The organism is Geitlerinema sp. CS-897 (genome assembly GCF_028368005.1).
Taxonomy (GTDB): domain Bacteria; phylum Cyanobacteriota; class Cyanobacteriia; order Cyanobacteriales; family Geitlerinemataceae; genus Baaleninema; species Baaleninema simplex.
Genome location: NZ_JAQNCQ010000332.1, coordinates 1 through 13,281 on the forward strand (window position 1 = coordinate 1; position 13,281 = coordinate 13,281).

A 13,281-nucleotide genomic window follows, 5' to 3' on the forward strand; every position below is an offset into this window, starting at 1 on the left:
ATTTGGCTCTTCCGTTGAAAAAGTGGGAATATCCCTTATCGAGATGGCGCAATCCTTGTTGGAGAGGAACACAACTTACTTCCCCAAGAAACTGCAACTCCTCTTCTTGCTTCCATTGCGTCAGCATCTTCGAGGTTTCGCCATATCCTACCTTCTCCTGTCGCTCTTTCCAGGCTTTCGATCTCGCTGCCAACGCCTTGTTGTAGACGAGCCTCACGCACCCAAGGGTTCGGCGCAAGAGAGACTCTTGCTTGGGAGTCGGATAGAAGCGATATCGGAATGCTCGAAGTGCCATTTAGATAGTTTAGACACTAATGCCAGTGTACTCTAAAGCCGCCCTAGAAGGCCTGCCCTGAGCTAAGTCGAAGGGGCGGGGTTTCAAACCCAAATTTTTCGATGAAGCAAATCGATCGCCAATAAAAACTCGCCTTCCACCATCGTTTCGATCGCGCCATAATTGAGAATATAGTCACAAGATCGCACCCCTCCCGATGACTCACTTTACCTCTACGCAACTCTCCCTCGATCGATTCCTCGAAAAGTACGGAGACAACCCACGTTACGAACTCATCGACGGCGAACTACGCGATATGGAACCCACCGGACCTCACGAAACCGTCGCGGGAAACCTTTCAGGATACCTTTTCGCCGAAATCCAGACATCGCGTCAACCTTGGATTCTCCCCAAAAACTGCCTCATCCAACCCCCCGCCTCAGAAGCCACCGCCTTACGCCCCGATGTCATCGTTTTAGACGAAACGCAACTGCACGCAGAACCCCTGTGGCAACAGGAACCCATCATCTGCAACGGAAACAGCATCAAATGGGTGGCTGAAGTCGTCAGTACCAACTGGCAAGACGATTACGCTCGCAAAATTGAAGAATACGCCCTCTTGGGAATTCCAGAATACTGGATTGTCGATTATCGCGGTTTAGGCGGGTTGGCGTTTATTGGGAAGCCCAAACAACCCACGTTGACGGTGTGTTGGCTCGAAGAACCAACCGCCGACGAATACCGACAGCAACCCTATCGTCTAGGCGACCCCCTTCACTCGCCGCTCTTTCCCCAGTTGCAGCTACGTCTCGACGATCTACTCCCTCGAACCTGACGCTACAATCGAAGTATCGCACGATCGCCGTTTCGGTGCGACCTATGGCACTGCTGCAACGCTATCAAATCGCCTCCATCCTCGGAAAAGGGGCGTTTGGCACCACCTACAAAGCTCGAGATCTCGATCGCGATCGCTGGGTTGCCATTAAAGTCTTATCCTTAAAACAGGTCGCCGACTGGAAAATCGTCGAAATGTTCGAGCGAGAAGCCCAAGTTCTCGAACGACTCAACCACCCCGGCATCCCCAACTACGTCGATTATTTCTATCGCGACACCCAAGACGATCGCCTGTTTTGCTTAGTTCAAGAACTCGTCGAAGGCAAATCCCTCGCCGCTTGGGTCAAACAAGGTTGGAGAGCTACGGAAGACGATGCCAAACACATCGCCATTCAAGTCTTAGAAATTCTCGATTACCTCCACTGGCAAATGCCCCCCGTCATCCATCGCGACATTAAGCCTCAAAATATCATTTTAAAACCCGATCGCTCTGTCTATCTCGTCGATTTCGGAGCCGTTCGAGATATTTATCGCAACAGCCTGATTCTCGGGGGAACCTTCGTCGGAACCGTCGGCTATATGCCCCCCGAACAGTTTCGCGGCAAAGCCTTTCTCGCCTCCGATTTATACGCCTTGGGAGCTACATTACTTTTCTTACTCAGTCATCGTTCTCCCGAAGAACTCCCTCACCATCGCCTGAAAATCGACGTACAGAAAGCGATTCGAGTCTCCGAGGATTTCGCGGCATGGTTAGAAAAGATGATAGAACCGGCCATCGAAGACCGCTACAAATCTGCCCGAGAAGCCTTAGACGTTCTTCAGGGAAAACGCCAACTGCGACGTTCTCCCCCTCCACCTCAACCCATCCTTCCCCAACAACGCCAACCCAAAGGCTCGCGGATACAGGTTTGGCAAAGCGACGATCTCGCGACTGTTAACGTCCCCTCAGCAGGGATTGCGCCGTCCAACTTTACGTTACTGGGAATCACACTATTTTGGAATCTCATCGTCGGAAGTATCGTCTCGGCTGCCCTCTTTGGCGGGAATTGGCTGATATTACCGTTTTTATCGCTCCACGCCCTCGCCGGAGCGGGGTTACTCTTTAAGAGTTTGGGAACCATCGCCAGTTACGGACGCCTGACGATCGATCGCCATCACTTCAACATCTATCGGCGGTGTCTGGGCGTCACCTACAACCAATATGGCGGGAATACCTCGGAACTCCAAGGGGTTCGTTTAGAAGTCTCCCTCGACGAACACGGACGGCGAAAAGTGCGTTGCCTCTTGCAAGGGCGCGATCGCACCTACGATTTCGCGCCCAATCTGACCCCCGTTGAAAAACGCTGGCTGGTGGAAGTCATCTCCAATCTACTCCAGTCGTTTCAATCGGACTCAGACGACTCCGGCCACCGCCAAACGTAATCTGCTAACGACCGTTCTGGCGTCGAAGGAAGGTCGGAATCTGGGTCGAACACCACCAACACAGTTTCCAAACCGGGAATTCGACGATCGACCCGTTGGGGAATTCCATCGCCGTACGCAATATGACCCTGACCCGCCAACACGACTACAGTGGTCTGCGGGTTCTCCGCCACGAACGCCGCCACCCGATCCGCCATCGTTTCGTCCCAGAGAACCTGGGCTTGAAAAAAATACTCGAACGCCTCGCTCGAACCCTGTCCTTCGTGGTAGCGATCGTAAATCTCCTTCAACCGCTGGCGATAGAACTCGTTATCCGTTCGCATTTCGTCGAGGGGAGGAACGAAATCGCGGTATTCGGCGGCAATGTTCTCGAAGCCTCCTGCGGCCACCTGTCGCAAGGCTTCGCTGGGAGCGTTTAACGCCAAAACTGGGATTTGGTGGGTTTTGGCGAAACGCAAAATCGGGGCGTAGAATTCCCAAGGAAACCCCCATCGCGTTTCGTATTCCGTTCGTTCGAGAAATTCGGTTTCGTCGATCTCTCCGGCGAGATAGCGATCGATCGCCGTTTGATAGGGTCGCTGAAACATCTCCATTCCGATGGCGAGATCGGGATTTTCTGCATAGAGGGTTTGTAAAATCTCCAGTTGCGCCTGGTGGTGTTCCCGGCGATCGTGAATTTCGCCGAGATAGATAACGTCTGCTTGGTGGAGGCGGCGATCGAACCCATCGCGGCTGACCACCTCACCGTGAGTCGGATATGTAATCGTTTGCGCCCAGGCCGCCGGAACGCCGCAACACAGCCACGCACTCAGCAGACAAGCAGACAGTTTGAGGTTCATGGAATTTCCCGAAGCAACAGTTTAAAGTTTCGAGGCGGTCACCCGATATTTTTCGAGCAGTTTCAACACCTCGCGTTCTTGAAATGTCTTAACTAACTCGCCGATCTGTGCCGCAAAAGGAGCGTACTGAACGTTCTCCGAAGCTAAGGCGTTCACTCGCTTTCGTAATTTTCGCAGATTTCCCCGTTTGGCCAAGTCGATGAGAACGTCGAGTTCGGTTAACGGAGGCGGAACCACTACTGAATCGTCGCGATCTTCGTGGGTGGAACCCTCGAGACGGTTCGACTCTTCGTCGCTTTGAGGTTCGCGATAAACCCACTCGAGTTGTAGCAATCGCTGGAGTTTATCGAGGAGTTCTTCAACTTGCACGGGTTTGGCTAAAAATTCGTTCCCCCCCATATCGAGACTGCGATGTCGATCGGTTTCAAACACGCTGGCCGAGGAGACGATAATCGGAAGCGTTTGAAACTGGGGCATTTTTCGCAGTTGTCGCATCATCTCAAAGCCGTCGAGTTCGGGCATTACCAAATCGGTAACGATGAGATCGGGAGCTTCTGACACCGCTTTGGCTAATCCTTCTCGTCCGTTTTCCGCCTCGACGAGAGCGAAGCCGAGGGGATCTAAGATATTGAGCAACACCGCTCGGTTTTCCCACTTATCATCTACCACTAACACCTTCTGTTTTTCTCCCTGATAACCGTCGATGCGATCGTGTCGGGCCATGGCTAAACGAACCCAATCGGTGGCCACGGGTAACTCGACATCGAACCAAAACCGGCTTCCTTCTCCGAGACGGCTTTCGACCTGAATTTGACTGTCCATCAACGCGACGATTTTCTGGGCGATCGACAGTCCCAAACCCGTTCCTTCGGCCATGCGGGGTGCATCTCCTACTTGCTCGAAGGGTTGGAAAATCTTTTCGATTTGCTCGGGAGTCATGCCGATCCCCGTATCTTCGATGAGGAATCGAACGTTCACCGCTTTCTCCCGACCCTCTTCGGTTTCGATGTTCGAGATAACGCTGACACTGAAGGTCACGCTCCCACGTTTGGTATATTTGACAGCGTTGCCCAACAGGTTGATTAAAACCTGACGCAATCGTTTTTCATCGGCATAGATCGCTTCGGGAATTTGAGCGTTCAGGTGATAGTTGAACTTCAAGCGTTGGTGTTGGGCTTTGATTTGAAAAATTTCGGAGACGCCAGTCAAAAAGGCAGGAAAATGGAACTCTTTCGGCATGAGTTCCATCTTATTTGCTTCGATTTTTGAGAGATCGAGGATATCGTTGATGAGCGTTAAAAGATGGTTTCCACATTGTTGGATGACATCGAGTCCCTGTCGTTGTTGGTTGAGATCCTGGCTCCGTTGGAGAATTTGGGCGTAGCCTAAAATGCCGTTGAGGGGCGTTCGTAATTCATGGCTCATATTGGCCAGGAACTCGCTTTTCGATTGGTTGGCGAGATCGGCTCGTTCTTTGGCAACGGCCAGTTCAGCAGTGCGTTCTTCGACTCGTTTTTCTAATGTGGAAAAGGACTCTTGTAACTGATCGGCCATGGAGTTGAACGCACGAGCCAACTGTCCGAGTTCGTCTTTTCGTGTCGTGTCGAATTGAATGTTAAAGTCGCCCTTGGCGATCTTTTGAGTGGCTCCCAAAAGTTTGGTTAAGGGGTTGGCAATTTTGTGCTGTAAAACAAAGAAAAGCAATATGATTTCTAAAATCAAGGAGACCAACCCAACTAGCAAAACAAACTGAGTGGTTTCAAACGCTTTAGCTTGAAGTAGCTGTTCTGGGTAAACGGTGATTAAGTACCAATCAGCACTTTCAAGGCGAGCGATCGCCAAATATTCACGATCGCGATCGTTATAAAAAACGGATTGGTTCGGATCTCCTGATTTGATAATATCAAAAATATTTTGGAGGTGTTCGTCTCCTAATTGCGCGACGGTGAGTTGACCGTCACTCTCTCGAACGCGATCGATAAATTCAGGATGCGCGATTAAGTTGCCGTCCGCTCGAACGATAAGGTTATACGTTCCCGGCAAAGCATCTTGAATCGTTCGCTCTAAGAACTGGTTTAAAACAATGTCGTGACCGATCGTGCCGATGTGTTGTCCGTCTTCGTTGTCGATCGGCGTTTCTCCAGACACGAGCCAATCCCCCGTAACCGGATCGTCATACACTCGCGTCCACAGAGTTTGACGTTCGGGGTTGTATTCTGGTTCTCCGAGATACACCCATTCTTCGCTGCGAATGTCTAAGTCCGTATCGGCATCGAGTCCCCACGTCGATCCCGGCCAGAACATGACAATTCCCCCTTCGGGGAAGCTGATATAGGTACTGAGAAAACGATTTCGCCACGCCGCACCGTATTGTTGTACCAACTCGTAATAAACAACGAGACGTTGGCGAAGTTCGTCGTCTAGAACGACATCGGGACTGATAAATACAGTGGGATACTGTTCGGTATTGAAGTTCTCGTAGGACGTTCCTTCAGGAAGGTTGCGAACGGTTCCGTCCGACCATCGATAGAAATAGCGATCGAACTTTTCTTGCGACTCCTCTGGATCGATCTCACGTAACGCTTCGAGGGTGTCTTGGCGAAGTAATTCGTGATTGTCTTCAGCTAGGGTAAAAATTGCTTCTTCCCGCTTGGCTCGCTCGGTAATATATTTGGTGAGTTTCGATCGCGTATCCTGAGAAAGTTGGGAACTTAAATAAAAGTAGCTGACAAACGAGACGATCGCGATAACACCTGCAACGCGTATTCCCATGTTACGTAGGGTAACGCGAGCTAAAGATTCCTGGGTTTGGCTTGGCATGAGAAACACTCGAGAAAAGGGTCTGGGTTTAAAGAGCGTGAAAATTTCACTCGGATCGATATTCAATTCAAGACGATCGATACCAAATGGCTCTTTTCTAATCTATCCCATTCTCCTATCACAACGACACAGATGTCATCCGTAGAATTCGGGACGACTTTCTATAAGAATATTTTCAGAGAACTCAAAAACACTTTGACTTTTTAGTAAAGCGATCGAACAGAGATCGTTTGTTATCGAATATAGCAGCCCCAAATGAGTCGTCAAAAATTAAAATGCCAGAAAAAATAAGATTTTCCGTTCCCGATTCCCTTTATTCCTTGTTCCCCGTTCCCTGTTCCCTTTATCCCCTTTTTGTCTCGATTTTGTTACACAACTGATTTAGGGTTGCTATATCTGACAACACATCGACTCGTACGATTTAACTCAACGCTCGGAATCTGCAACCTGCGTTTGATACTGTTCTAAGAGTTTTAAGACCTCTCGTTCTTGAAATTCTTTGACTAACTGACGGATCCGTCGAGCAAACGGGGCGTACTGAGGATCTCGCTCGGCCAACGCTGCAACTTGCTTTTGTAATTTTCGCAAACTTCCTCGTCTGGCTAAATCCAAAAAGACCTCGAGTTCGGATAACGGCAGCGGTACTAATTCCATCTCATCGGTTTCCTCCTCAGAAACAACCGTGAGATCGGTTGGTTCTCGAGGCGTCTCTGAATAAATCCAATCGAGTTGTAGCAATAACTGAAGTTTATCGAGGAGTTCTTCGACTTGTACGGGTTTGGGTAAAAATTCGTTCCCACCCATGTCGAGACTGCGATGTTGGTCTAACTCGAAAACGCTGGCTGACGAGACGATAATGGGCAAAGTCTTAAACTGAGGCATCTGACGCAACCGTCGCATCATCTCGAAGCCGTCGAGTTCGGGCATTACTAAATCGGTAACGATTAAATCGGGAGCTTCCGAAACGGTTTTGACTAAACCCTCTGCTCCGTTGGTCGCCTCGAGGATCTCGAACCCGAGAGGTTCTAAAATATTGAGCAACACTGCCCGGTTTTCCCATTTGTCATCGATGACTAAAATTTTCCGTGTCGCTCCTTCGTAGCCTCGCACGCACTCGTGGCGGGCGATCGTCGAGCGAACCCAATCGGTAGCCAAAGGTAACTCCACATCGAACCAAAAACGACTGCCTCGGTTGGGGGTACTTTCGACCTGAATTTGACTGCCCATCAACGTGACGATATTTTGGGCGATCGACAGTCCCAATCCCGTGCCTTCTGCTATCCGGGGCGCATCTCCAACTTGCTCGAAGGGCTGGAAAATTCGTTCGATTTGTTCGGGAGTCATCCCGATTCCCGTATCCTCGACCGAGAAGCGCATTTTCACGGCGGGGATTCCGTTCTCTTGGGGGGGAAGGTGGGCGATAACGCTGATGTTAAACGTCACGCGACCCCGCTGTGTATATTTAACCGCATTGCCCAACAGATTAATTAAAACTTGACGCAGTCGTTTTTCGTCAGTGTAAATCGCCTCGGGTAGCTGCGTGTTGAGTTGATATTGAAATCCCACTCCTTTTTGTTGGGCTTTAATTTGAAAAATTTCGGCTACACCCGTTAAAAATGCCGGAAAGTGAAACTCTTTCGGTATTAATTCCATCTTTTTTGCTTCAATTTTGGATAAGTCGAGAATATCGTTGATAAGCGTTAAAAGATGGTTGCCGCACTGTTGGATGACATCGAGTCCTTGTCGCTGCTGGTTGAGATCCTGGCTCCGTTGGAGAATTTGGGCGTATCCTAAAATGCCGTTGAGGGGCGTTCGCAGTTCGTGACTCATATTGGCCAGAAATTCGCTTTTCGATTGGTTGGCGCGATCGGCTTTTTCTTTGGCCACCGCAAGTTCGGCGGTGCGTTCTTCAACACGTTGTTCTAAGGTGGCAAACGACTCTTGCAGTTTTTGCGCCATGTAGGTAAACGCACGAGCTAACTGCCCCAGTTCGTCTTTACGTTTGGTATCGAGTTGCACGTCAAAACGACCGCTCGTAATCTGTTGTGTTGCTGCTATCAGCTTTTGTAACGGTAGGGCGATTTTTTGGCGCAAAACTAAGAACAATAATACAACTTCTAAAAATAAAGAAACTAATCCCACAATTAAAACAAACTGAGTCGTTTTCCAAGCTTGTTTTTCGAGTAAAGTTTCGGGATAAACTGAAATTAAATACCAAGACGAGCCGTTAATTCGTGCGACAGCAAGATATTCGCGATCGCGAGCGTTATGAAATACCACTTCGTTCGGATCGCCGGAATTGACGAGATCGAAAATCCGTTGGAGGTGTGGATCTCCGAGTTCCTCAACGGTTAATCGACCGTCGTTGGCTCGAATCTGTTCCATGAAGTCTGGATGGGCGATTAAATTTCCATCAGCCCGCACCAGAATGTTATACGTTCCCTCTAAGGCATCGTGTAGTGTGCGATCGAGCAAATCCGTTAAAATAACGTCGTGGCCGATGGTGCCGATGTGTCGTCCGTCGGCGTTATCGATGGGGGTTTCTGCCGAAACCATCCAGCGACCCGTGACGGGATTGTCAGCGTACACTCGCGTCCAAAGGGTTTGACGCTCCGGGTTGTATTTTGGAGTGCCGAGAAACGCCCATTCTTCACCGGGAATATTGAAGGTCGAATCGGCTTTGAGCGCCCAAGGAACGTCAGGCCAGAAAATAACGATTCCGCCTTCGGGAAGGCTAATATAGGTGTTTGGGAAGCGATTTCGCCATCCCGGCCCGTATTTTTTGACCGTTTCGGTATAAACGACAAGCCGTTGGCGAAGCTCGTCGTCTAAGACGACATCCGAACTGACAAAGACTGTGGTGGCGTCTGAGGCATCGAAGCGGTCTAAGTCCGTGTCTTCGGGAGCGTTGCGTAGGGTTCCGTCCGACCATCGATAGAAGTCGCGATCGAAGGTTTCTTGCCAGTCTTGGGGCGGTGAGTTTTCTAAAATAGTGAGGATGTCTTGGCGAAGTAATTCGTGATTATCTTGGGCTAAGACAAAGATGGTTTCTTCTCGCTTGGCTCGCTCTGTGATGTACTTGGCAAGTTGCGATCGCGTATCTTGAGACAGTTGAGAAGTTAGCTGAGCGTAACTTAAAAGCGAAACAAGTGCCACGACCCCAGCGATACGAATTGCCATGTTGCGTAACGTAACGCGGGTCAAAGAGTCTTGAGAACGGGCTGACATTTTAAAACCCCTTCAAAAAGGTAGTGTTGGTTATATTCGAAAACATCGCCAGGCAAAATGAGTCTTTTACAACGCTCGGTTTTAAAAGACTTTACTTCTAAATTATCCGACGATCGCCTCGTGTCAAGGCGATCGCAATTCGTTCGAGTGTTTTGCGTATTTCTACTTAGTTATACGTCAGTATTTTTGCTGAATTCATATCGATAAGTCTTCAAACAATATGTTAACAGCAAACAAAAGAGCGATCGTACCCTTTACTTCAATTGACCCGATCGCACGATCTTATAGAGCAAAACCAACCCGATCGAACAAGCTGCGCCAAATAAAATATTTGTTAACAGCGTCAGTTGCGGCGTTTGCGCCCCTGTCGAGAGAATCGCTGCCCCCAAAATTAACGCACTCAAAACCGTTCCGAAAGTACGACGGTTTGCCGACTCGTCCAAACTGCGACGCAACGAATCCAATCCCTCGACTCGTAAATTGAACCGTAACGTTTCGTTACTCAAACGATTGAGCAAAAAACTAACCTGACGCGGCGATTCGAGGGAGAGATTTTTAAACTCCAACGTCGTCCTGAACAGCGCCTGAACCGGATCGTCGCCGATGAGTTCTTTTCGGAAAATATCCGTCATGAGGGGCTTGACTTCCTCGAGGACGTTCACCTGGGGGTTGAACTGACGCGCCACCCCCTCGAGGTTCCCCAACGATTTCGCGAACAAACCGATATTTCCCGGCCAGCGCAGGTGATTGCGTCGGGCGGCCTGCAACACCTCATAAAACGCTTCGCTGGTGTTGAGTTCCGACAAACTCAAATTGTAGTAACGACGCAATAGCTGCACGTAGTCCCCTTCCAACCGCGCCAGATCGATCGGTTGCGTGGGTTCGGCCAGTTGTAGACTCAACTGAGCGCAACGGGACGCATCGGCGTTGACGATCGCCAGCAGCATTTCCGTCAGAGCCGATCGCGTTCTCGGGTCGAGCGATCCCACCATCCCGCAATCGAGAATCCCCAGGCGACCGTCTTTTAAGTAAAACAAATTTCCAGGGTGAGGGTCGGCGTGGAAAAAGCCGTCGCTGAGAAACTGTTGGAAAAACGCCCGAAAAACTAACGTCGTCAGTTCGCCCCGTTCGGTGTCGGTGCTACCGTCTTTTTTACTTCCCTGTAAGTGGGCTTTCAGCAGCGGAACGCCGTCGAGCCACTCCATAATCAAGAGTTTGCGCGTCGTGAGGTTTCGTTCGATCGCGGGAACCTTCAACCGCTCTGGCTCGAACCAAGGACTCGAGGACAGATTTTGACGCAGTTTGTCCGTATAGTTGGCTTCCTTCGTAAAGTCGAGTTCGGCGTAGAGAGCTTTTCCGAATTCGTCGGCCAGTCCGACTACGTCGTAACTCTTTCCAAATTCCGTGGTCGCCATCAGTTTGGCGATATTTTTAATCATGTCCACGTCTTGCGCGACGAGGGCTTCGATCCCCGGACGTTGGACTTTCATGACCATCTCGCGGCCGTCCCGCAAGCGAACGCGGTGAACTTGCGCCATCGAACCGGCGGCCAGAGATTGAGTATCGATGTCGGAAAACACTTCTTCGAGGGGACGGGGAAGTCCCTGACGGACGACCGGCTCGATATCCGCCCAGGGAACTGGGGGAACTTGAGCGTGAAGGGTACTCAGCGCTTCGATATACTCCGGCGGAAGTAAGTCCGGGCGCGTACTCATCAGTTGACCGAGTTTGACGTACACCGGCCCCAAGTCGGTCAGGATGTTTCGCAAGACTTCGGGGGGCGGAATGTCTGGCTCTCCGGCTGACTCTCCAGTCTGTCCGCTACTGAGAAGACTCCGCATATAGTCCCAGCCGTTGCTGAGAACGACTTCGAGGATTTCCCCCTGACGGGAATTTCGGGCAAGTTTCAGCATAAGAGATTGACTCGAACGAGTAGGGAAACGCCGACAGTCGAGATTCGGGTCGGTTTTGGAGAGGATACGTCTCCCCTCAAGTTTAATCAAATTTACAATTTTAAGGTTTTACTTGACAAGATAGATAAAATATAGTAATTAACTCCCTAATTTTCGATCGCGATCGAAAATTAGGGAGTCGCGATGGAGAATTGCCACCGCAAAGCCGAAAGCCGGTCGGTCGTTGGTGACGTCCTAAGACTCCTTATCGGATGCCTCTTCAGCCGTCGCTGAAGGAACGTCTGATTCCGAAGCCTCCTTCGGTTGCGTGATAATTTTCCAGGCCGTTTCAGCCGCTTCTTGCAGTCGGCTACCGAACTCTTCGATCTCTTTCGTCAGACCGTCCCAACGGGTTTGAACCTCGTTTTGCGCCATTTTTACGGCGTTATCGAGAGATTCTTGCTGTTCTTTGGCAAATTGTTCTGTTTGTTCGATGGTCTTTTTCGCGTCGTCGATGGCTTTGAGATAGGTTTCTTGCGTGCGATCGTTGGCCGCTTGAACTTCTGCTTGCGCTTTACGGCGGATCGCTTCGAGCAGCTCCATCGCCTTCTGCTTGACGTCCTCGTCGGCGTCGGGCATATCGCGATCGACCATTTCTCGGGTTTCGTCGCTCACTTCGACGATGGCGGAGTCTTTAGGAATCGGTTGGTTTTCGGGGGTGGGAGATTCGGAAGTCATAGGATTGCAGTGAAACTCGTCAAACTGCTTTCACGATAATCGAATTCCTCAAGCTTTGACAGCCTCACGGCATGACAGAACTCGACGGGACGTGAAATGCTAAGGTGAGTTAAAAACGTTCGCTCGAGGTTCCCCATCATGGCCAAACCCAACGCAGCCACCGATAAAGGATTTGGTGCAAAAACCGACGCTACGAAAAAATCGACGACTCAAACATCTTCCCCCTCTGAAGGCGGAACGTTTGGATTTACTCAAAAGGCAGAAATTTGGAACGGCCGTCTGGCAATGATTGGCTTTTTGGCTCTCGTCCTCATCGAACTCGTTACCAACCAGGGAATTCTGGAGTTTTTCGGACTGAGATAGGGAAATCATTGACAATTGATAATTGACAATTGATAACTGAGGAGTTCTCCCCCTCCCGTCATCACCGAATCACAGCTTGACAGGTTTCGAGAACCTGTTGGCTCGTGTCACTGGGGCGCTCAAGTTCGTGGAATCCTTGAAGAGACGGAATCGGCGAGCCAGAGCGGCCGTTGGCGACGACGGCTTCTGAAGTCAGGGCGATGTCGTACGTGTAGGTATCGTTGCGATAGCTGTCGATGATGTTTAAGGCGAGGCGATCGCGATCGAGGTCGCCGTAGAAGCAGTCGAAGGAAGAATGAGGTTGATAGAATCCTCCCACGACGCGATCGCCCGTTACCTCGAACACCATATAGGTTTCGCCAATTTGTTGGGCTTGCGAAACGGAACCGTAGACGTGCGTTCCCTCCGCCAGCACTGGCCTGACGTTGTCGAGTTGGGCGGCGGCCGAAACCGATTCGGCTCCCGTGGCGGTGGTGAAGGTCACACCAGATACGACGGCGATGAGGGCTTGGGCGATAGTGAAGGTGCGATCGAACATGATGCAGACTCCCGGTTCCGAACTCGACACTCTTACTCTCTCGCGTTTCGGGGGGAGCAGTCAGTGACCCTGTGACAGATTTTCGGGCGTTCCGATCGCAAGTGTTACGTGATTCCACGTAGGTAGTTAGTGTGATTTCGATCGCCGATCGTTTCGATAGTGCAACCTTATCGTTAGGAGCGACCTTTCTCATACTCCATCCTTTTCCGATAAGCTGGGCTTCAAGAAGGCTTCACCACATCCCCCCTTAGCCCCCCTTTCAAAAGGGGGTTGGGGGGATAAAAGGGCTTATCGCGTTCGACTCCGCTCAGTCGAGCCGCTGAGCGGAGTCGA

Annotated in this window: 10 protein-coding genes; 3 read left to right on the forward strand and 7 right to left on the reverse strand. The window is 50.5% G+C overall.

From position 1 onward, the window contains the following. On the reverse strand, window positions 1-295 hold a 295-nt coding region (locus POG22_RS21340; RefSeq protein ID WP_498907054.1), incomplete at its 3' end, for a helix-turn-helix domain-containing protein. Window positions 296-491: 196 nt separating this feature from the next. Between POG22_RS21340 and POG22_RS21345 the strand changes: the two genes are divergently transcribed. Further along, the gene (locus POG22_RS21345) at window positions 492-1,109 is read left to right on the forward strand and encodes a Uma2 family endonuclease (protein WP_063715692.1); all 618 of its coding nucleotides are present in this window, start codon (window positions 492-494) and stop codon (window positions 1,107-1,109) included. 44 nt (window positions 1,110-1,153) lie between these two features. Further along, window positions 1,154-2,530 (forward strand): protein kinase domain-containing protein, encoded by a 1,377-nt coding sequence (locus tag POG22_RS21350; protein WP_498907055.1) that lies wholly within the window; start codon window positions 1,154-1,156, stop codon window positions 2,528-2,530. Here the strand turns inward: POG22_RS21350 and POG22_RS21355 are convergent. The 5 genes from POG22_RS21355 to POG22_RS21375 form a co-directional block, all read right to left on the reverse strand. Next, complete coding sequence (locus POG22_RS21355) at window positions 2,491-3,369, reverse strand: ChaN family lipoprotein (protein ID WP_498907056.1); 879 nt, start codon at window positions 3,367-3,369, stop codon at window positions 2,491-2,493. The genes POG22_RS21350 and POG22_RS21355 overlap by 40 nt on opposite strands. A gap of 21 nt (window positions 3,370-3,390) precedes the next feature. Further along, the gene (locus POG22_RS21360; RefSeq protein WP_498907057.1) at window positions 3,391-6,189 is read right to left on the reverse strand and encodes a hybrid sensor histidine kinase/response regulator; all 2,799 of its coding nucleotides are present in this window, start codon (window positions 6,187-6,189) and stop codon (window positions 3,391-3,393) included. 426 nt (window positions 6,190-6,615) lie between these two features. Beyond that, window positions 6,616-9,417 (reverse strand): hybrid sensor histidine kinase/response regulator, encoded by a 2,802-nt coding sequence (locus tag POG22_RS21365; protein ID WP_498907058.1) that lies wholly within the window; start codon window positions 9,415-9,417, stop codon window positions 6,616-6,618. Between the two features lie 254 nt (window positions 9,418-9,671). Beyond that, the gene (locus POG22_RS21370) at window positions 9,672-11,330 is read right to left on the reverse strand and encodes an ABC1 kinase family protein (RefSeq protein WP_017658477.1); all 1,659 of its coding nucleotides are present in this window, start codon (window positions 11,328-11,330) and stop codon (window positions 9,672-9,674) included. A gap of 234 nt (window positions 11,331-11,564) precedes the next feature. Continuing rightward, a complete protein-coding gene (locus tag POG22_RS21375) occupies window positions 11,565-12,047 on the reverse strand; it encodes a hypothetical protein (RefSeq protein WP_017658478.1) in 483 nt (160 codons plus the stop codon). A gap of 138 nt (window positions 12,048-12,185) precedes the next feature. Between POG22_RS21375 and POG22_RS21380 the strand changes: the two genes are divergently transcribed. After that, window positions 12,186-12,410 (forward strand): CAB/ELIP/HLIP family chlorophyll-binding protein, encoded by a 225-nt coding sequence (locus POG22_RS21380; protein WP_017658479.1) that lies wholly within the window; start codon window positions 12,186-12,188, stop codon window positions 12,408-12,410. Window positions 12,411-12,471: 61 nt separating this feature from the next. Here POG22_RS21380 and POG22_RS21385 read toward each other — a convergent pair whose 3' ends face one another. Then, the gene (locus tag POG22_RS21385; RefSeq protein WP_144053605.1) at window positions 12,472-12,978 is read right to left on the reverse strand and encodes a hypothetical protein; all 507 of its coding nucleotides are present in this window, start codon (window positions 12,976-12,978) and stop codon (window positions 12,472-12,474) included. Window positions 12,979-13,281: the final 303 nt, after the last annotated feature.

What these genes read in the sequence shown, in the direction of transcription:
- POG22_RS21365 (WP_498907058.1), bottom strand. Translation starts at nt 9,417, where the DNA reads ATGTCAGCCCGTTCTCAAGACTCTTTGACCCGCGTTACGTTACGCAAC.
- POG22_RS21350 (WP_498907055.1), top strand. Translation starts at nt 1,154, where the DNA reads ATGGCACTGCTGCAACGCTATCAAATCGCCTCCATCCTCGGAAAAGGG.
- POG22_RS21375 (WP_017658478.1), bottom strand. Translation starts at nt 12,047, where the DNA reads ATGACTTCCGAATCTCCCACCCCCGAAAACCAACCGATTCCTAAAGAC.
- POG22_RS21355 (WP_498907056.1), bottom strand. Translation starts at nt 3,369, where the DNA reads ATGAACCTCAAACTGTCTGCTTGTCTGCTGAGTGCGTGGCTGTGTTGC.
- POG22_RS21370 (WP_017658477.1), bottom strand. Translation starts at nt 11,330, where the DNA reads ATGCTGAAACTTGCCCGAAATTCCCGTCAGGGGGAAATCCTCGAAGTC.
- POG22_RS21380 (WP_017658479.1), top strand. Translation starts at nt 12,186, where the DNA reads ATGGCCAAACCCAACGCAGCCACCGATAAAGGATTTGGTGCAAAAACC.
- POG22_RS21345 (WP_063715692.1), top strand. Translation starts at nt 492, where the DNA reads ATGACTCACTTTACCTCTACGCAACTCTCCCTCGATCGATTCCTCGAA.
- POG22_RS21360 (WP_498907057.1), bottom strand. Translation starts at nt 6,189, where the DNA reads ATGCCAAGCCAAACCCAGGAATCTTTAGCTCGCGTTACCCTACGTAAC.